A 20,246-nucleotide genomic window follows, 5' to 3' on the forward strand; every position below is an offset into this window, starting at 1 on the left:
GGAATACCGGGCTACACTTTTCGATAGTAAAGTGAAGTCCGGGAAGAGCATTTCCATCGACGCTTCCAAGGAAGTCGCTATCGGAAAGGGACTCGCAAAAAAGCTCCGTGCGCAGATCGGCGATGAATTCATTATTCTATCGCAGGCCGCCGACGGCTCGTTCGCCAACGACCTATACGATATTATCGGCATCGTCGAAAGCGGCGACGAGATGGGCGATAGGATAAACGCATATATGCACATTGCGGACGCGCAGGAGCTGTTCGTCCTCGAGGGAAAGGCTCACGAGATCGTCATCATGGTCGAGGATATCAAGCGGGTCGATAGGATCGTCGGGGATATCGAGTCGAAGCTCGCAAAACCGTCGCTCGAGGTTTTGCCGTGGAGAAAAGTCAACGAGGCCTTTTATAATGCGATGCAGGCCGACCGTCAGGGCAACGACGTCGTCTATATTACAATAATGATAATCGTCGCTATCGGCGTTTTGAATACCGTCTTGATGTCCGTCCTCGAACGCACGCGCGAATTCGGGGTTCTCAAGGCCATCGGAACGAGGCCGGGACAGGTTTTTCGCCTGATAATAACCGAGGTTTTCTTCATGTCGATAATTGGCGTATCCATAGGCCAAATTCTCGGGTTGACTGCGAACTACATCCTCTCGATTCGCGGAATCAAACTGAACTTCCAGATCGATGTGGCGGGGATCCCGTTCGACACGATGCGCGGAGAGATTAACCTGAAAAGCATCCTCGTGCCGACATTTATTGTCCTATTTTCGTCGATAATCGTTAGCTTTTTCCCGGCGATCAAGGCGGCGAGAACCGTGCCGGCAAAGGCTATGCGATTCCATTAAAAAGGACCGATCGGGAGAAAGCTATGATATATATAAAGCTCGCATGGAGAAATCTTTTCAGGAACAAACGCCGGACTTTCATCGCTGGAACGGCGATAGGCCTCGGTTTGGCGGCACTTATTTTCACCGATGCGATGATTATCGGGATGCTCGACAATTATATCCATAACGCGACCTCGTCTTTCATGGGCGAAGCGCAAATTCTGAACGAAAATTTTCGCGAGATTCAAGAGGTCGAGTTCACTATAAACGAATTCGAGCGGGTTATAGACGGGCTCAAAAACGACCCGTCCGTCGATAAATTCGCACCCAGGATAAGCGCATTCGGAACGATTTCGTCGGCCTCGTCGATGTCCGGCATCGGTCTCTTCGGCGTCGATCCTGAAAACGAAAAATATCTCTCGATCATCGACGAGGCCGTGTTCGAGGGCGAGTATTTCGAAGGCGATAATCCCCGCGATATATTGATCGGAAAAAAACTCGCGGAAATATTGAGTGTCGGTCTCGGAGACAGGGTCATAATAACGAACTCTCGCGCCGGTTCTGAGCATATAGTCCAGGATTTGTTCAGGGTCTCGGGGATATTCGAATTAGGCGAAAGGGCGATGGACGGCGGCGCCGCTTTTATCAGGCTCGACAAGGCTCGGGAGATTTTCGGACTCGGCCGGACAGCCCACATTATCGCTATCAAATTCACCGATCCCAAATTCAGTCAGAATAAGGATTTGCCTTTCTGGTCTAAATTCTCGACCGACGGTAACGAGGCGATATCCTGGAAAGAGATATTTCCACAATTGGTCAGCGTTTTCCAGATGAGCGACCTTTCGCGCGGGATAATGAGCTTCATCTTAATGGGCGTAGTGGTTTTCGTGATCCTGAACACCCTGTTTATGTCTCTCTATGAGCGTATGTTCGAGTTCGGAGTCATAAAAGCCCTCGGAACGCGGCCTTTCGCGATTTTAAGGCTGATGATCTTCGAGGCGGCGGCGCTTTCGATTATCAGCATAGTTATCGGGGCGATAATCGGTATTCTTCTTACTAAAACCGTCGCCGCAATTGGGATAGATTACAGCGGCATGGAGATGATGGGCTTGACGATTCGCGACAAAATAAGGCCGGTATTAACTTTACAACAATTTATAATTTATCCCATAGGTGTTTTTCTTTTCACGATTATAGTGGGGATATTCCCGGCGGTGAGCGCCGCGCGAATGAACCCGGCAAATGCTATGAGAAAAAGCGTATGACCTATTTTCCGAATAGGAGGATCGAGCTAAGATGATCTTTAAATTAGCGTTCAGAAATATTATTCGCCAGAAACGCCGAAGCATACTCACGATAGCGACTATCGTGGGGGGATTCGCCTTCGGCTCGATGGCTATCGGTATGCGAATGGGCAGTTTCAATATGATAATCGATATGTTCACAAGAGCATATTTAGGCCATATTCAGCTTCATGCCGACGGCTATCTCGATCAGCCGACGCTTTATAAAGTGATCGAGGATTACGAGGGGATCGGGGGGGAGCTGGCATCGCTCGATTTCGTCGAGGCTTGGGCACCGAGGTTGTACGCGGCGGGACTCGTATCGGTCGATGATAAAAGCGACGCCGCGAGTATCATCGGGGTCGATCCGGAGCTGGAAGAATCGGCGACGACGTTCTCGGCAAAGATCGAAACCGGAAATAATTTTTCGGATGACCAATCGAATGAGGTGATTCTCGGAAAAGGCCTAATGGAGGCTCTCGGTGCCGGGATCGGAGACGAGCTTGTGCTCGTCGTTCAGGCAGCCGACGGCTCGATGGGCAACGATCTATATCGAATAATCGGTTCCATCGATGTCGGCAATGAAGGCACGAACCGCATGGCCGTATATATGCGCCTCGATGATGCGCAAGAGCTTATGGTGATGCCCGATCGTGCGCATGAGATCGTAGTTATTATCGATAATATCAAGAAGCTTGGGAAATATTCGGGGGCAATAAAGAGCAAGCTCGCCGGAAAAGGGATAGAGGTATCTACATGGGACGAAATTAATGTCAATTTAGCTGAGATGATCGAGTCTAAAGAGCAGGCGCAAGCTGTGATGCAGTTTGTGATAATGCTCATTGTGGCCGTCGGGGTTCTCAATACCGTGCTGATGTCGGTATTGGAGCGCACCCGCGAATTCGGGATTTTGAAGGCACTCGGCACAAGGCCTATAAGTATATTCCGTTTGATAATAACAGAATCTACAATGATGAGTCTTCTCGGTATAATCGGCGGGGCCATTGTCGGAAGTGCGGTCAATTTCGCTCTTTCGAGGGGCGGGATCGTATATCCCGAACCTTATGAGATTGGCGGTATTCTCGTCGATACGATGAAATCCGAGGTCAACCTTCGGACGATATTCGAACCGGCGATAGCCGTATTTTTTACGGCGCTTATTGTCAGCATTTTCCCGGCATTACGCGCCGCAAAGACGGAGCCTGCAAAATCCATGAGATTTCATTGATAATGAAGAAGGAGAAAAAATGTTATACGTAAAACTTGCATGGCGGAATCTCTTCAGGAATAAAAGGCGGACTATAATCGCCAGTTTTGCCATAGCTTTAGGACTCGCGGCGCTGATATTCATGGATGCCCTCTTCATCGGCGAGGAAAAAAGCTTCATAGAAGCCGCGACTTCGACCTTCCTCGGCGAGGCGCAGATTACCCATGTGGATTTTCGCAAAAAACAAACCTCCAATTTAACTATATCTAATTTTTCGGAGACTATCGAAAAGCTCGCGAACGATACTCTCGTCGCGGCTTTCACTCCGCGAACGCAATCATTCGGAACCGTGACCTCCGCCGCAGATGTCCGGGGTATATCGATCCACGGGATTGCTCCGCAGTCCGAACGCGACCTCTCGATTATCGACGAGGTTATAGTCGACGGCCAATTCTTCGATGGCGATAATCCGCGAGATATACTAATAGGCGTTAAACTCGCCGAGATCGTCGATGTCGAACTTGGCGACAAGTTAATATTATCCGTGGCTCAAACAAAGACCGGCGACATATCGCAACAGCTCTTCCGTGTTTCGGGCATTTTCGATTTCGGTGACCGCTCGATGAATTCCGGCGCGGTGTTTATCGGGCTACCGCAAGCCCGTGAGATGCTCGGGATCGGCGAGACCGCCCATACGATAACCATTAAATTCGTCGATCCGAATATCAGCCGGGACAGCACCGCCGCCTTCTGGTCGAATTACTCGGTCGATTCAAACGAAGCGATTAGCTGGACGACTATAATGCCGATGATCGCCTCGATGTCGGATATGTTGATCGTCGCTAAAATTTTCATGGCGCTGATCTTGATGGGGATCGTGGTTTTCGTGATACTCAATACGCTTTTCATGGCTCTTTACGAGCGCATGTTCGAGCTGGGCGTCCTTCGCGCAGTGGGAACGAGACCGATGGGCATCGTAAAATTATTGATATTGGAGGCCGCATCGCTTTCGATTGTCGGAATTGCGATGGGGGTCGTTCTCGGGTTCGGTGTCACCGCACTTATCGCGCACATCGGTATCGATTTCACCGGAATCGAATTCAGCGGAATCGCGATGCGCGAGAATATTTATCCGGTGCTAAAAGTTTCACAGTTCATTATTTATCCCATCGGGGTTTTTATATTCACAATTATCGTTGGAATCTATCCCGCAATACACGCCGCTCGAATGAGTCCGGCGAAAGCGATGAAACGAAGTTTTTAACGACGAAAATTTAAGGAGATCAAAATGAGCGAAAATATCATCCTAACGGAAAATGTTAAAAAAACATACGACGGAAAAGGCGTTCCGGTCGAGGCGGTTCGCGGGGTCGATTTAAAAATCGAAAATGGCGAATTCAGCGCGTTGGTCGGGCCGTCCGGCTCCGGGAAGACCACGTTTTTAAACCTGATATCGGGACTCGACACGCCGACCGACGGCAAGGTTTGGCTTAATGGCAGGCTTATGTCCGAGATGAGTGGTAAAGAACTGTCCGACTTTCGGCGCGACCATATCGGCTTTATATTTCAGGCGTATAACCTGATTCCGGTGTTGACGGTCGAAGAGAATATCGAATACATTATGTTGCTCCAGGGAATCCCGAAGGACGAGCGCCATCGGCGAGTTCTGGAAATTCTCGAAGAGGTCGGACTCGAGGGATTCGAGGGCAGGGTTCCGCCGAAGCTCTCCGGCGGCCAGCAACAGCGCGTAGCCGTGGCTCGCGCGATGGTCGCGCGGCCGTCGATAATCCTCGCCGACGAACCGACCGCAAACCTCGACTCGGCTACAAGCGGCGCTCTTCTCGACACGATGCACAAGCTCAATAAAAAAACCGGGATGACCTTCCTATTCTCGACGCACGACCAAATCGTCATCGACCGTGCGGAACGCGTGATCACGCTCACTGACGGTAAAATATCGAACGACGAAGTGCGGATTTGATAAATTATTATAGCTTGAAAAGGGGTGATCGAATGAAGAGCATCGTTTTAATCTCGATTTTATTGACCGTCGTTTTCACTGCTTCCGCCGGAGACTTCGGTGTTGGCGGATATTTTAAGAATTTCAATACCGTCGTCTATCCCCCGAAAGTCGAAGGAATATCTCTTCCCGAAATAACCGGCGCATCGAGCTATAGAATCAACCTGAAGGCTACTTATTCACCCGCCGATTTCCTTACGATGAAGGTCTCTTACGATCTTATGCCCCGATTCACCGGCGAAATGATGAATCTCCTCGAAGGCGAAACCGACGAAGAATCCCAAAGCATCGCGAGTTACCGCGTGGGCGACATCACGCGGGTTATTTCGCCAGGCGATTACGACGGCACCGGCTTCGCGCTCATGCAGAACCTCGATCGCGCCCTGATCGCGGTCTATTTGCCATTCGCGGATATCGAACTCGGCAGGCAACCGATAGCATGGGGCAGCGCGCGCATGGTAAATCCCACCGATGTTATCTCGCCGTTTTCGTTCGACGATCTCGATATCGAGGAGCGCCCCGGAGTCGATGCCGCGCGGATTCGAATCCCCCTCGGCATGATGTCCGAGATCGACGCAGGCTATCTCCCCGGATATAAATTCAATGACTTGCACATAACCGATGCCATCTTCGCGCGCACAAAATTGTATTTCCTCGAAACGGACATATCCGCGACGGTAATATCATTTTGGGACAACACGCTCTACGGTATCGATTTAGCTCGCGCTATCGGCGGTGCGGGAACATGGATCGAGGCGGCGCATGTCGAACCACGCGCGGTAGGTTGGCACACTGAGTTCTTTCGCCTCACCGCAGGCGCGGATTATATTCTGGGCGACGGAACATACCTTTTCGGCGAATACCACTACAATGGCGCGGGCACCGATGATCCCGATAATTACTTAACGAACACCGATAATATTGCCTATAAAGAATGCGGCGTCTATCTCATGGGAAAGCACTACGCCATGGCCGGCGGCGCGCATCCATTGACGCCGCTTTTAGGCGCTTCGCTGAACTGCATGTGGAATCTGAACGACTATTCCGCGATTTTCACGCCGAACCTCGAATACAATTTCGCGCAGGACGTCTATATCTCGCTCGGCGCGAACCTCGGTTTCGGCAAAGAAGAGATCGAGTCGAGCGGCGGCCTATCGTTTACCGGCAAATCCGAATTCGGGATATATCCCGACATGTGGTTCATGTCGTTTCGGGTGTATTTCTGATTCAATCTCTAATCTAATAGCATATACCATTTAAGCTGTCGGATTGCTTTTTTATAGAAGCTTCATTTTTTTATACAAATTGATATCGACAGTATCTATTTGCCCTTTTTCCCAAATGGAAAAAAGCGACGCGCGACTGAAACTTCACTACTCGGCCTGAAAGGCGGAATGGCATCACTGGCTTTACGGACATCCTCCACAGAATAGAAGGCGTGCGGATGAAAATCCTGTATTACATCGATCACTTCATTTAGATCGGCTCGCCTGAGAACTGTCCAAATTATATTGACCGGACCCGCACTACTGTCTGCCGGCACAGAAGTTGCCATGAAACCATGCTCCCTTAAAGAAGCTATAAGCTCACTTGCGTCCTTTTTAGTTATTGTTCTTACAAGTTGTATCCCCATGGCTAGCCTCTCCTCTATCAAAATCCCAATATAATTCCCTATTGCGAAACCCGCTCCATAAGCAATATAATAAAGAGGATTGGTTAGATTTTGCAATACCTGCCCAATAGCTAAAAGCCATATCATAACTTCAAAAAAACCGAGTAAAGCCGAAATAAACTTGCGACTTCGGGAAACCATAATAATCCTTATAGTCCCAATTGAAACATCGAAAACCCTAGCAGAAAATATAAGCGCAGGGAGTATCGCCCATTTGAAAGCCCAGCTTTCAAAAAATAACTCAGAAAACACGATTACCTCATTTGTCTCAGTTCGAATTCAGAACGGCGATAATAGCAAAGAAAAATCCCTTTTCAATATAATAATAATCTTTTTTTACCGAATGGGGATGGGGGCGCTGGCGCGAGTGAGGAAGAAGGGTTTGGTGGGGATTTTTGCACAGGAAATGAGAATGCTATCTTAAGATTATTAACGGAAAAGCAAAAATCGTGACAGCGCCGGATGGGCGTGGCGGCTGAAGTCATATGGAAATTAACAAAAGCGTTTTTCTAAATTAATCTATTGTATTAAGTTGCTATTCACGCAAAGAAAAAAGAAGATATATGCCAGCTATACCGAAGATTATATTTCCAAGTGTTGCGGCAAGAATAGGAGGCAATGTTCCATTATACCCTAACACCTGGCCTGTTCTAATAACACCAAAATATAGAAAACCTATAGCTACAGATTGCGCGAAGCCAACCATCAGGCCCGAGCGCCTAAATCTAAGGGAAAGAGGCACTCCAAAAAGAAGAATTATGAAATTAATAAATGGATATGTTATCTTCATAAGAAGGTCTGTTCGCTCTTTAAGGGGATCACCACCCGCGCGTTGAACCCTTAAAATAAATCTCCTAAGTTCGAAGAAACCCATTTCGTCTGGATTGACCCGACGCTCAGCAAGCTCGATGGGACTTTCGCGAAAACGTAGTTTTTTCTCTGAAAAACTACTATATAGATGTGTATTGTTGTCCGAGAAGCCATAGATATGCCCGTCATATAATATCCATTGACCATGTTCATAACGGGCTTCGCGCGCTCTCGTCATCTTGTCAATTTTATCGTGAGAATCAAAACTCACTATAAGAATATCCATCGCACGGGATCTTTTTGGGTCTAAAGAACCGATGGAATACACATTCCCGTCGTCTCCTTGATAAAGAAGATCCCTAACTCTCGTGGTCCGCGTGCGTTTTTTATCTATCTTTTCTGTTTTTATCTCTTCTCTTATTGCATTAGTTTTCGGAACGACGAACTCGCTGAAAAAGATAATAAAAAAAGCCCAGATAAGCCCAAATAATACTATGGGAGCACCCACTCTGAGCGAACTTATTCCACCAGATCGAGTTGCTACTATTTCTCGATGACGCGAAAAATTCCCGGAGGTAAAATTCCCAGCTAGAAGAAGCGCGATGGGGCTAACAAGCACTATTATATATGGAGTATACGACAGATAATATAAAATAACATCAATTAGTTCAGCTTCCTTATCGATGAACTTATCTACATTCTCGACTATATCGACAACATAATAAAGGATAAGAAAAGCGAGTATGGCCCATCCAATAAAAGCCAAAAAATTCCGGAGAATGTATTTATCTAAAAGCTTCAAAACTCCTCCTATTAAACTCTAATATATTCAAAATATAAAAAATTAATAGTTTATAAAGGATTATTGTTGATTAGATTGTATTTAGCGATATATTTTATAGATCAAAAATAGGAAGATTGAATGAACAATATATTTACTAAAAAAGAAATAACGCTTTTGTTGTTCATTCTCGGTGGGCTTGCTTCCGGGTTTGTGATAGACAGCTTTCTCAAACAAGGAGAGAACAATTTCCCTGAACAACAAGCCCCTATTGAAGTTGTTGATGTCGATTCTTCGATGGTTGAAATGGTCGAAGAATTAACAAAAGCTGATATTATTAAACCGGAACCCTCCGGCCCCGTTGATATCAATCGAGCTTGCAAGGAGCAATTGCTTCATGTTAACTCGATAGGGCCGGTTCTCGCCGATAGGATTATCGAGGACCGAAAGGCAAATGGCCCATATCATAAACCGGAGGATTTGCTTAGAGTGAAAGGCATCGGCTCTGTAACTCTTAGTAAAATTAAACCACAGATTATTGTTGAACAATAAAACAACTGGAGGACTCGTGAACCACAAATCTGGGATTTCTCTTTTAGATGTTATCATCTTGATACTTATCGTCGGTGTAATTGCCGCATTGATCGTCCCAAAAATGAAAAAGAATGAAATAGAAGAAGCCGAAAAGGAATGCCATGCGCGTATGGAAACACTGAATTCGGCTATGGTAGATTTCTTTTCGACCTATGGAGATACATCTCTCCTTCATGCTTCTGATGAACCTGCCGAACCGGAAACAACTGAGGTTGCTGAAGAGGACGCAAAGGATAATGAAAATGAAGAAGAGACTGTCGAAAAAGCCAAAGTCAGGCTATTCACAAACGATATCGAGCTTCTAAAGCCGTTTTTACCAGAGGATTTTATAGCCAAATGCCCAATCGACGGCAAGGAATATATTATTCATGCACGCGATTCTATCTTTTATTCGATTTCTTGTCCTAGCGGCCACGGGCAGGTTATCAAAGGGCAGTTTACTTGGGAAGAAGAATAGGAGTTCTAAACGGGAAAGAAGGCAAAAAATAATACCGTGTCGGATAAAAAAGATCTAAAAAAATCCAATAAGGATAAGCCCAAACCGGCGCTTAAAGCACCTCAGATTAATATACCAGAGGGTTTCGATCTTACTCACAAACGAAACGCCTTAGGTATTTCAATCGAAGAGGATAGAATCATAGCTCTTCAAGCTCTGATTAGTGGAAAATCTATTTCTATTAGTTCGGCTGACGAAGAAAAATTTCAACCGGGAATCGTAAAAAATGGCCGTATTGAAAATCCTGCTGCAATAGTGACAGCCTTCAAAACCTTGAAAAAACGCGCTAAATTTAATGCGTATGTGGCTAGTATAAATATCCCTTCCCACTTTTTTACACTGAAGGAATTCGATACACCAGAGGGCTATTTCGTCGAGGATAACGATAATCTTCAATGGGAGATGGGACAGCATATAAATGATAATCCCGCTTCATATAAGATACGCTCGGTTCAGACTGGTGAGGGAAAAATCGGTCAAAAGATCCTTGCTGTCGCCTCTCGCACTGGTTTTCTTGATGAGAGGATGAGACTTCTTATTTCTTTAGGTTTATCGCCTTGTGCCATCGAACCGGATATTATTGCGGCTTATAATGCGCTGTCTGTTATATTCATCGATTATCCTAGCGATAAATTTTTAATTGTCGATATATCCGCGCCTTTCACGAGTTTCTGTATGGTTGTGAATGGCGATTTTATTCCGGGAGGGTTGTTCCATACACCTAAAGAAGTCATCTCGGGCGAGGATGGTGCATTCGAGTTGGCCCAAGTTATGACACAAGCCTTCAATAAGCATTTCGCTATTCATGGATATGTCTTAGGCAAAAAAAGCCCGGAGATGCTTATTGCAAGTGGTTGTTACGCCGAAGCATATCTTGTTTCTCAAATGGGGAATTATATGAATATGCAGGTTTTCGATACAGATCCATTTAAAAGTTCGTGGGTAGATATTTCTAAACTTAAAACAACTGTTCCATGGCCAAGATTGATTAAACCTTTTGGGATGGCGATGAGATCGCCTTATGTCTAAGTTTCTTACAATAAAGCTTATCGAGCCTCAGGCCGCACCGATTCTTGTTGAACAGGAAGAAGGCAAGAAAAAGAATCGATGGATTATTATGGCTATAGCCGGCGTATTCGTTGTAGTCCTGGCGATATTTGCATGGAACTATCTTCCAAAGATTATACCAAAACTTGCTATGAAACACTATGCCCGTTCGGAGCAAACTCCGAGAATCGGGCATGGTAGTGATAAGGCAAGTAATAATCAAGGTGAAACCACACCGAGGATACCTCAGGATCAAAAACTTCCTGTAACCGAAAAACCTCCGGAAAAACCACAACCCCCAAAAAGACTGTTTCCGGAGTTAATGCCATGGCACCGAAGGACCTCGCCCTTAATCGAAATTATTAGGGCGGTTCAGGGGGATGTTTTCTCGATGACAACCGGTTCGGAAGGTGTGATATTTATCACTGGGGTTCTTCCTATGGATGTCGATATTCAGACTTCAAGCCCCATTTTTAGAACTAATGCAGTTATGATCGAGAATATAATCGATTTTAATATCGTCCGAGGAAAAACAGAATACATTCTCGGAGTTAATTTGGCTCCCGTTTTATCGTATAGCGGTAGCGAAACTCCAATTCCGCCATATCTGCGCGGAGCTATACTTCGGGAGATCGATTCCCTCGCTAGAAGTTGCGGGCTTTCTTCCGTAAATACAATTGCGGTTGGAAGAGAGGAAATTGCAGGCGGAAGTCGCTATTTAATTGGAGTCAAGGGGATTGGAAGTTACAATAAGATAAATGGTTTTGTTAAAGCTATCGAGAACTCGGGCAAAATGATAGAAATATCTCGATTCTCCCTCGATGGGATTAATGATAAACCTCTGATAGAGGATACAATCAAAGCGGGTTTTATTATAAGAGCTTATGATATTAAAATATCACAAACAACAGCGCTCGTTAAAAACCCGGAAAAAACAGCTGTTTTATGAATAGAGGCAATGGTTTTTATATAGTCATCTTGCTTCTTTTTTCCTTTGTTGCTATTTCAGAGCAAGTCGATATTGATTCGTCGGATAGCGGTTTTTTCCCTTATGAAAACAATATTTTGTTGGATGGAATGCCTGCAAATGGGATCGGTTCTTTTGCTATGCCGCAAAGACCCGCATTATTGAACCCCGCAGGGCTTGCCTCTGTTCCACAAACCCAAGTTGCTTGTGATTTTCAAAGATATTTTTGGGGCATTGGAGACAACCTGTCCTCGGGGAATATATTGTTTGTTCATCATGTCCTAAACCGAGGTTTTGGCGCTGGCATCGGAATATTCAATGGCGGAATGGTTTCTACCCAGTCCTATTCATTACACTATGCCCAGAGATTGGGTAGGGCGAGAAATCCTTTTATCGAAACGAATCGAATAGGTCTTTTTGGTGGTGTGACAGCACGTTTTCGTCGAAGAGCATATTCCGAGAATGATTTCCATTTAGGCGATTCGGGCGACCCATTGTTCATTGATGGGTATAGTTCTACTGCTTTTTCTTTTGGATTCGGTTTCGTTTACCGCAAACCGAGTTATTCTCTCCAGTTCTCCTGCGATGACCTTAATCGTCCGAATTTTGCGCTGGAAGCCGGCGAAAAGGATAGGCTTCCGATGGAGTTACAAGTTGGAGGAGAGTTTTTCCTTCCTTGGGAGGGTATCCGCATTGCGCCTTCTCTGAACTATCGTTCTGAATACGGTGATTTTGCGTCCGATATTGACCCAAACATAGCTGTTCGTAGGGATTTTATGGACGGCAAACTCGAACTTGGCTTTTTTGCAGGAAGATGGGCTTTCGGGCTTGGGGCTAATTATTATCTAGATTTGAATACTGGACCCGGTGCGAGATATGAAATATCTCAACCACTGACTGGGATAGGTGTTCCATCGCATAGGGTTTCTGCTTCATACAGATTCCAACCACCACCGCCAGCATATCCTGATCTCACGGTCAAAAACATCGAAATTGAGGGAAATCCAATAATCGATGCTTCACTTATTGCTCGTATAGAGGTTAGGAATAAAGGCATTAGAAACGCCGAAGATGTTCGAGTATCTCTGTTTTCTGATGGAAGGCAATATAAGACTCAACAGATTCAGACTATCAAGCCGGATGAAAATGGTATTATTGAATTCGAGTTAATTCGCGAAGTTTCGGGCGAGTTCGAGCTGCTAGCTCGTGCCGATGACTCTGGTAATTCATACTCCCAAATCGATGGCCATATTCTAGAACTTGACGAAACTAATAACGAATTGAAGAAAAGATTTTTCATTTATGACCGTCCTAAAGCCTCACTCGATATTGATCTTGAGCTCTTGAGGCTTACTCAAGAGATAATTATTACTGAGGACGAACCGGTAATACCTATTGTATTTTTCGAGGCGGAATCCGCAGCTGTTGCCGAGAGATTCGATAACCTCATTTCCAATGTGGCTGAGCGAATGGTCGATAATCCAGATGCGGTTCTCTATTTAAGCGGTTATTATTCAACGGACGATCCTCAAGGTGAACAGGGGCAAATTCTTTCGAGCGAACGCGCGCGAAATGTGGCACATGCGATAATTGAAGTCGAACCCGAATTAGCCGATAGGATAGAAATTTCGACAGAGCATAGAAGATCTCATGCCAGGGCCGAGAAGGAAAAATTTGAGGGAACACGTCTTGGAAAAAAATATACCGCAGAGGAGAACCGCCGGGTCGAAATGAGTGTCCAGCCAGGCGAACCTAACGAATGGTTTCTTAAATCTTATGCTTTAAACAGCCTCGACATGGAGGAACTTCAGAAGCGTTTATACGAGAATCCGCTTTTCGAGATAGTTGCTATTGCGCCCACTCTCGATTCAGCATATGCTATCGAGAGAGAACTAGCTAAGCTTGTTGGGCAGAGATTTGCTGGAAGAGTGTATTCTCGCGAGGATAAAGACGAGAACCCCAAGATTATTATCACTGCCAGTGGGATTCTTTATAAACCGAGGGCTTTTGAGATCCCTGATGAAGAACTCAAAATTGAACCCGGATATGGTGAAAGTAAATTTAATATTGAAACCGAGGGTGGAGGCAAAATTGTTGGATCGCGCCTTATAATAGAGAACAGCAGTGGAAAGACATACAGAGAATTCAGCGATAAAAAAGGCCTATTGAAAACAGTAACATGGGATTGGACTATACCCGGCGACGGTCTAGTCGACCCCTCAGATTGCTATATAGCTTATGCTAAGATTGTCGATGAATTTGATCAGGAGTCGGTTACAAAGCCAGAGACTCTTACTGTAGAGCTCACAAATAGTAGAGATATATCTGGCCGTCTTATTCTGGTTCAATTTGCTTTTGCCGGTGCTTTTGGTGAACCTGATTATGCTTCTGTGAGAATGGAGCAATTGACGCGAGAAATAGTTGGGAAAGTCCAAAGAGATGGGTGGCTCGATGTTGTCATAGGCGGACACACCGATGTTGTTGGTGTCGAAACTGGGAATCTCAAGCTTTCACAGCGTCGTGCCGAGGAACAGTTTCTTACTTTTAAAGAATATATAATGAAGATTCTTAATATGGACACCGAAGGTCAACTCGAGTCATGGCTCGCAGAGAATAATTCAACTATGTCCGCTCGAGGTTATGGATCTTCGAGGTCATATGCTATCACGCGAGGCAAAGGCTCGGATTCTTATAAAATCATTCATGGTAATAATGATCTTCCTGAAGGCCGAATAATCAACCGGAGGGTCGAGGTCGAATTTACACCCAGGATAGAATGATTTTTGCTTTTCTTTTTTTCCTTTGACAAAAGGAAATAATAACCTTATAATCGTGAATTCTTATGTTCGAGAGTGAGTTAACGCTTTGAATCGAATGATTTATAATAATTTTAATATAAGGAGGAGAACATGCGCGGCGCGCAGGTTTGGAGAATGGTAGTCACGGTAGTTATCGTGATATTGTCACTGTATTTTCTCTATCCAACACTCAGGCTTAACCTTTTAACAGAGGAAAATAAGCTGGAGCGTCCGGATATAGAGGAAAATCTTTCATCGAAATCAATTAAACTCGGGTTGGATCTTCAAGGTGGAATGCATCTTCTTATGGAACCAGACATGGTTAGTTTATTATCAGCTAAAGCTACAAAGCGCGATGGCAATTTTATTGGTGCGCTTCGTGAAACTGAGAGGCTATCTGATAATCAGAATAAGGATTTTATCGAAGTCCTACCAAGTGTCTTCAAAAGGGAAAAACTTGATATAGTTGAGTATTTCCCAAATTTAGGTGGTAGCGATAACGAGGTTCTTACAGCTATTTATCAGGAACGAGAAAAGGCTGTCGATGGTGCATTAGAAGTTATTCGTAGCCGCATCGATCAATTCGGCGTTGCCGAACCAATTATCCAGAAAGCCGGCAATGATAGAATAATCGTCGAGCTTCCGGGGATTCAAGATGCCGAACGGGCGCGTTCGCTCCTGAAAGAAACTGCTATTTTGCAGTTTCAATTGGTTCGTCGCGAAAAAGATGTTATTCAGACTGTCGAAAAAGTAGATGCTGTACTTGCTGCAGATCCACAGCTTCTCACTATGGCATATCGTGCCGAAAATGAAGAAGAACTCGAGGCTATGGAGGCAACAGAAGAAACATCTGAACAGGCTGATATGACTGTATCCGAGGATAAAACAGAACCTGAACCGGTTGTCGAAGAGGCTCCTTCGATGGATGAGCTAATAGCATCGGAAGAGGTAGTTGAAGAAGAGGTTGTTTCAACAAGCGATCTTTTTGAAGCAGATAGCACTTCCCCTATTCCAGATGAATTACCGTTTGGAGAGGAAGCCGCCGCGAGTGAGATTAGCAGGCCTTTTTCTGCTCATGTCGAGGTTATGGGCGATGTTATCATGGTTCCTCGAAGTGAATATGAGATAGTCAATCGAATTATTCAGATTCCCAGCGTGATAGACGCGCTTCCACATGGAAGTGTTCTAGTTTGGGCTGCTAAAGATGAAGTTGTTCGTGGCATTCAATATCGCGCTCTTTATCTATTAAGCGATAAGATAGAGATTGCTGGCGATAGGATCGAAAAGGCGAATTTCGGCTTTGGAAGCGGAACAGATCCGCGTGCGGCAGGTAAACCGGTTGTGAATCTTGGCTTTGATGCACAGGGAAGTAGAATATTTGCACAGGTTACAGGTTCCAATATTGGAAGAAGACTTGCTATCGTTCTCAACGAGCGTGTGTATTCAGCCCCGAATATTAGAAGCAAGATAACCGGCGATGCTCAGATCAGCGGTATCACCGAGCTCGATGAGGCAAAGATGATAAGCATCGTGCTTCGGGCAGGTTCACTTCCAGTCCCGTTAAATATTAAGAGTGAGAGAACGGTTGGACCTTCCCTCGGTGAAGACTCAATCCGCAAGGGTGTCATGGCAACGGTTGTAGGCGCGATTCTTGTAGCCTTGTTCATGATTATGTATTATAAAATGTCCGGTGTTATCGCCGATATTGCTCTTATTCTCAATTTAGTGGCTTTAATGGCTGGAATGGCGGCATTTCGGGCGACATTGACATTGCCCGGAATCGCGGGTATAATCCTAACTATCGGTATGGCGGTCGATGCTAATGTGCTGATATTTGAGCGTATTCGAGAAGAGCTTAAATCAGGAAAGACTGTCAGAACTGCCATCGATACTGGTTATTCACGCGCATTTAAAACTATTGTCGATGCAAACCTCACTACTCTTATTACAGCCGCAATTCTTTATAATTTCGGAACAGGAGCTGTGAAGGGGTTTGCTGTGACGCTGTTTATGGGCATTATTATTAGTATGATCACCGCTATTGTTGTTACGAGGTTGATATTTGAATTCATTACTTCGAAACGACATATCGAAAAGCTTTCTATATAAAGGGTCAGGAGGTAGTTATGGAATTCCTTAAAAATACGAGTTGGGATTTCTTAGGCAAACGCAAAATTGCCTATACGATAAGTGGGATTCTGATTTTGGTAACAATCGTTGCGCTTATAGTTAACGGTGGACCAAAATATAATATTGACTTCAAAGGCGGAGAGGCTCTTGAAGTTAGTTTCGAATCCCCGGTCAATATGGCAGAAATTCGCTCTATGGTAGATAAAATAGGTGTTGCCGATGCCGAAATCCAATCAATTGGTGATGGAAGTATAGTTTTATTTAGAATCCCTATAGATGTTACTGCAGATGGTAAGAATCCAGGGGAAGCTGTTATGGAAGTGCTTCAGCAACAATATGGCAAAGATTCGATTGAACTTCGCCGCCAGGAGGTTGTTGGACCTAAGGTCTCAGGCGAATTGAGAAATCAAGCGCTTTGGGCAACGTTGTTCGCATTGGTGGGTATATTACTATATGTTACTATTCGTTTCAAATTCCGCTTCGGCGTAGCAGCGGTTATTGCTCTTTTCCACGATGTTATTATAACTATAGGTTTCTTAACGATTTTTGGCAAAGAGATTTCGCTTCCGGTTGTGGCTGCTTTACTCACTATTGTCGGATATTCGATTAATGATACAATTGTTATATCTGATCGTATTCGGGAGAACTCGAGAATTTTATTTAGAGAAAAATTCGCCGATCTCGTCAATAGGTCGCTTAATCAGACTGTAAGCAGAACCATTATCACGACTTTGGTTGTGCTTATTGTATTGTTTTGCATTTTCTTCTTTGGAGGACCTGTAGTTCACGATTTCTCTTTTGCCTTAATAGTCGGTTCAATTGTAGGAACATATAGCTCACTTTATGTGGTTAGTCCGATAGTTGTGGCTTGGGAAAAAGCTTCGCCGAAAAAAATAGGCGGCAAAAGATAATTTGGGTTTGTTTTACCGGCGAAAATAAGGGCGCCGGAGTTAAATTCATTATACCAAGAGGAGATTAATATGCCGGAATACTCAGCATTATCGCCATCTGCAGAGGTTAAGGGCAATGCTATGCTTGCGATTATTGAAGGGATGATGAGTGAGGAGTTAGCTAGAACCATTCTTGCAAAGTACGGTATTACTGATATTCACCCCGATAAATGGTATCCAGAACAAAGTTGGCTTGATGTCTTCAGTGATATTGCGGGCGAATTGGGCGATGCAGCTCTTTATTCAATAGGGCGCACTATCCCTAAAGTTCTCGATTTACCAAAGAATATTCACAATGCACATGAAGCGGTAGAAAAGCTAAACGATTTCTACCAGTCCCATCATCGCGGAGGTAATTCGGGGAGTTATATTGTCACAGACCTAGAGGATAGATCGGCTCGTATTATCAGTCACAATCCACGGCCTTGTGCTTACGATATGGGTTTTTTATCAGCATATATCGGACGTTTCAATGACAGTAAACCTGTCAAGGTCGAGCATGAGGATGATATGTGTTGTCGGAAAGTCCAATATCCCGAATGTGTTTACATCATAAATTGGTAAAATGGAATCATTCTAAAATTACTAGAAACCCAGCCATTCGGCTGGGTTTCTAGTTTTAATTTAACTGAACGCCATAGCGCTTTTCGCCGAATCCTCAAATCTGGTAACATTCTGACTCGAATATAGATACGATCTTATAGTAAAACAAATTATAACCTTAAATCTTTCCTAACCTAAATTATTCGAATATCAAGTATCCATACAATTTTATAATTAAAATTGGTTGCAGAAATTTGGATAATCATAGATATTATTTATAAGTGTTAACTTATTAGGATGAAAATGAGCAATAGAATAAATTATATAATTACATTTATCTGTATTTTAACGACGGTTTTATCGGCGCGTCTGCCGGTTATATTTTTAAAGGGCAAGCAATATCTCGAAAAGGGACAATATAAAGAGGCTCTAGATATTTTTGAACAAGTTATCGATATGGAAAATATTGAGAGTCGCGATAAATTGAGAGTTAAAAGAGAGATGGTAACAGCCTACATAGGTATCAAGGATTGGGATTCTGCTGCCCGAGAGTTGAACGCGATCCTTGAAGGAGTAAAAGATTCTAGAAAAAAAGCCGTTTTTGAAGAGTTGCTATCGATAGTCTCGGCTCCGGAGGACCCTGCTGTTAGAATAATAAACCTAGGGGCTAATGTGAACAGCTCATACGAAGAGCTCGCGCCGGTCATTTCCCCCGATGGTGATATGCTTTATTTTATAGTCGATGGGAATCCTCAAAGCGAAGGAAAGCAAGATATTTATTACTCGCAAAGGAACGAAAATGGGGAATGGGGTAAGGCCGCTAATATAGGGAAACCACTCAATACAAATTGGCACGATGGTATTCTTTCAATTTCCCCAAGTGGAACCTCGGCGCTTTTAGCGGGGGTGTATGAAAGGAATGGAAGTAAAGACAGCGGTTTTAGCACAGCCAATATCTCACGTGGTATTTGGCGCGAACCTGTAGCGCTCGATATCGCAGATTATTACAATAATAACCGCTTAACAAGCGCATTTATGGCATCGGGTGGTAATGTATTATTTTTAGCGCTTGAAAGGAACGGAGGTTTCGGCGATTTGGATATTTATATCTCGCGAGCTGTGTCCGAGGGTTCAGGGGGAGCAAAATGGAGTTCGCCTCTCAATCTTGGTAAAGATATAAATACACGCGGAACCGATGGGACTCCTTTTCTGGCCCCCGATGGTAAAACGCTATATTTCTCCTCGAATGGTAGAGTAGGTCTCGGAAGCCAGGATATGTATAAATCAGAAAGGCTGGATGATTCGTGGAAAAGATGGTCTAAGCCCGTGAATCTGGGCAAACAGGTAAACACCGCTGGATGGGATGCATATTATACAATCCCTGCGAAGGGAGATGTCGCATATTTTGTTTCGAGCGCTGATGGTGGGTATGGCATGAGCGATATTTGGATGATTACGCTACCCTCGGAGGCGCGACCGGGTGCTGTCGTTACAATATCCGGTAGAGTGATGGAACCGGATTCAACGCCGGTAGAAGCTCAAATATCATGGGAAAAACTCACGACCGGAGAGAATATCGGGGCGGTTATGAGTAATGATCTCACAGGGGAATACCTCATTGTTTTGCCTGTGGGAGAGGCATTCGGTTATGTTGCAGAAAAAGAAGGATATTTACCGGCAAGTGCACATCTCGATCTTATAGAGGCGGAAGCCTATAGCGAGATGCACCATGATATTTTTATTTCACCAATTCAAAGGGGTGCACAGACTGTTCTTAAAAATGTATTTTTTGACTTCGATAAAGCGATACTCAGGCCGGAATCGGTAGGCGAGCTTAATCGCGTGAAGACAATTTTGGACGAAAATAAAAGTCTCGTAGTAGAGATTGCCGGACATACGGACAGCCTTGGCACTTTCGAGTATAACAACGAACTATCGGCAAAAAGGGCCCAGGCCGTTGCCGACTGGCTAATTGAAAATGGTATAGATAAAGAAAGAATCGAGGTTCGTGGTTATGGTGAAAGCAATCCTATATCTGAAAATTCTACCGAGGTCGGACAACAAGAAAACAGGAGAGTTGTTTTCGAAATAATCGATTTGTGATTGAATAATG

17 protein-coding genes are annotated in these 20,246 nt (G+C 44.5%); 15 read left to right on the top strand and 2 right to left on the bottom strand.

Going from position 1 to position 20,246, the window contains the following annotated elements; translation table 11 throughout:
• The 6 genes from KAH81_00005 to KAH81_00030 all read left to right on the top strand — a co-directional run.
• Positions 1–853 (top strand): ABC transporter permease (locus KAH81_00005; protein ID MCK5832031.1); only part of this gene is annotated, 853 nt, incomplete at its 5' end.
• Positions 854–876: 23 nt separating this feature from the next.
• On the top strand, positions 877–2,100 hold the full coding sequence (locus tag KAH81_00010) for an ABC transporter permease (protein ID MCK5832032.1): 1,224 nt from the start codon (positions 877–879) through the stop codon (positions 2,098–2,100).
• A 31-nt stretch (positions 2,101–2,131) separates the two neighbouring features.
• Positions 2,132–3,346, top strand: a complete 1,215-nt coding sequence (locus KAH81_00015) for an ABC transporter permease (GenBank protein MCK5832033.1) — start codon at positions 2,132–2,134, stop codon at positions 3,344–3,346.
• Positions 3,347–3,365: 19 nt separating this feature from the next.
• On the top strand, positions 3,366–4,589 hold the full coding sequence (locus KAH81_00020; protein MCK5832034.1) for an ABC transporter permease: 1,224 nt from the start codon (positions 3,366–3,368) through the stop codon (positions 4,587–4,589).
• A gap of 24 nt (positions 4,590–4,613) precedes the next feature.
• Positions 4,614–5,306, top strand: coding sequence for an ABC transporter ATP-binding protein (locus tag KAH81_00025; protein ID MCK5832035.1), 693 nt, complete (start codon positions 4,614–4,616; stop codon positions 5,304–5,306).
• 32 nt (positions 5,307–5,338) lie between these two features.
• Entirely contained in the window at positions 5,339–6,571 is a 1,233-nt protein-coding gene (locus tag KAH81_00030) for a hypothetical protein (GenBank protein MCK5832036.1), read from the top strand.
• Positions 6,572–6,666: 95 nt separating this feature from the next.
• Here KAH81_00030 and KAH81_00035 read toward each other — a convergent pair whose 3' ends face one another.
• Together KAH81_00035 and lptG are read right to left on the bottom strand one after the other, a co-directional pair.
• Positions 6,667–7,269 (bottom strand): DUF2179 domain-containing protein, encoded by a 603-nt coding sequence (locus KAH81_00035; GenBank protein ID MCK5832037.1) that lies wholly within the window; start codon positions 7,267–7,269, stop codon positions 6,667–6,669.
• Positions 7,270–7,552: 283 nt separating this feature from the next.
• The gene (gene lptG, locus KAH81_00040) at positions 7,553–8,629 is read right to left on the bottom strand and encodes an LPS export ABC transporter permease LptG (protein MCK5832038.1); all 1,077 of its coding nucleotides are present in this window, start codon (positions 8,627–8,629) and stop codon (positions 7,553–7,555) included.
• A gap of 120 nt (positions 8,630–8,749) precedes the next feature.
• Here lptG and KAH81_00045 point away from each other — a divergent pair, with 120 nt between their 5' ends.
• The 9 genes from KAH81_00045 to KAH81_00085 all read left to right on the top strand — a co-directional run bounded on the left by KAH81_00045 (position 8,750) and on the right by KAH81_00085 (position 20,236).
• The gene (locus KAH81_00045) at positions 8,750–9,160 is read left to right on the top strand and encodes a helix-hairpin-helix domain-containing protein (protein ID MCK5832039.1); all 411 of its coding nucleotides are present in this window, start codon (positions 8,750–8,752) and stop codon (positions 9,158–9,160) included.
• A 16-nt stretch (positions 9,161–9,176) separates the two neighbouring features.
• Positions 9,177–9,659: a hypothetical protein gene (locus KAH81_00050; protein MCK5832040.1), complete on the top strand. Its 483-nt coding sequence runs from the start codon at positions 9,177–9,179 to the stop codon at positions 9,657–9,659.
• Positions 9,660–9,695: 36 nt separating this feature from the next.
• Positions 9,696–10,727, top strand: a complete 1,032-nt coding sequence (locus tag KAH81_00055) for a hypothetical protein (GenBank protein MCK5832041.1) — start codon at positions 9,696–9,698, stop codon at positions 10,725–10,727.
• Positions 10,720–11,694, top strand: a complete 975-nt coding sequence (locus KAH81_00060; GenBank protein ID MCK5832042.1) for a hypothetical protein — start codon at positions 10,720–10,722, stop codon at positions 11,692–11,694. The genes KAH81_00055 and KAH81_00060 overlap by 8 nt, the downstream gene beginning before the upstream one ends.
• Complete coding sequence (locus KAH81_00065) at positions 11,691–14,492, top strand: type IX secretion system membrane protein PorP/SprF (protein ID MCK5832043.1); 2,802 nt, start codon at positions 11,691–11,693, stop codon at positions 14,490–14,492. Before KAH81_00060 ends, KAH81_00065 begins: the two co-directional genes overlap by 4 nt.
• Before the next feature lie 129 nt (positions 14,493–14,621).
• Positions 14,622–16,619: a protein translocase subunit SecD gene (secD, locus tag KAH81_00070; GenBank protein ID MCK5832044.1), complete on the top strand. Its 1,998-nt coding sequence runs from the start codon at positions 14,622–14,624 to the stop codon at positions 16,617–16,619.
• A 17-nt stretch (positions 16,620–16,636) separates the two neighbouring features.
• Entirely contained in the window at positions 16,637–17,551 is a 915-nt protein-coding gene (gene secF, locus KAH81_00075; protein MCK5832045.1) for a protein translocase subunit SecF, read from the top strand.
• A 69-nt stretch (positions 17,552–17,620) separates the two neighbouring features.
• The gene (locus KAH81_00080; GenBank protein ID MCK5832046.1) at positions 17,621–18,154 is read left to right on the top strand and encodes a hypothetical protein; all 534 of its coding nucleotides are present in this window, start codon (positions 17,621–17,623) and stop codon (positions 18,152–18,154) included.
• Positions 18,155–18,436: 282 nt separating this feature from the next.
• Complete coding sequence (locus KAH81_00085) at positions 18,437–20,236, top strand: OmpA family protein (protein MCK5832047.1); 1,800 nt, start codon at positions 18,437–18,439, stop codon at positions 20,234–20,236.
• The last annotated feature ends 10 nt before the right edge of the window (positions 20,237–20,246 follow it).

Source organism: bacterium, assembly GCA_023145965.1.
Classification (GTDB): Bacteria; UBP14; UBA6098; order UBA6098; family UBA6098; genus UBA6098.

Coding starts and splice junctions, on each gene's coding strand:
- KAH81_00010 (MCK5832032.1), top strand. CDS start 877: ATGATATATATAAAGCTCGCATGGAGAAATCTTTTCAGGAACAAACGC.
- KAH81_00015 (MCK5832033.1), top strand. CDS start 2,132: ATGATCTTTAAATTAGCGTTCAGAAATATTATTCGCCAGAAACGCCGA.
- KAH81_00020 (MCK5832034.1), top strand. CDS start 3,366: ATGTTATACGTAAAACTTGCATGGCGGAATCTCTTCAGGAATAAAAGG.
- KAH81_00025 (MCK5832035.1), top strand. CDS start 4,614: ATGAGCGAAAATATCATCCTAACGGAAAATGTTAAAAAAACATACGAC.
- KAH81_00030 (MCK5832036.1), top strand. CDS start 5,339: ATGAAGAGCATCGTTTTAATCTCGATTTTATTGACCGTCGTTTTCACT.
- KAH81_00045 (MCK5832039.1), top strand. CDS start 8,750: ATGAACAATATATTTACTAAAAAAGAAATAACGCTTTTGTTGTTCATT.
- KAH81_00060 (MCK5832042.1), top strand. CDS start 10,720: ATGTCTAAGTTTCTTACAATAAAGCTTATCGAGCCTCAGGCCGCACCG.
- KAH81_00065 (MCK5832043.1), top strand. CDS start 11,691: ATGAATAGAGGCAATGGTTTTTATATAGTCATCTTGCTTCTTTTTTCC.
- secD (MCK5832044.1), top strand. CDS start 14,622: ATGCGCGGCGCGCAGGTTTGGAGAATGGTAGTCACGGTAGTTATCGTG.
- secF (MCK5832045.1), top strand. CDS start 16,637: ATGGAATTCCTTAAAAATACGAGTTGGGATTTCTTAGGCAAACGCAAA.
- KAH81_00080 (MCK5832046.1), top strand. CDS start 17,621: ATGCCGGAATACTCAGCATTATCGCCATCTGCAGAGGTTAAGGGCAAT.
- KAH81_00085 (MCK5832047.1), top strand. CDS start 18,437: ATGAGCAATAGAATAAATTATATAATTACATTTATCTGTATTTTAACG.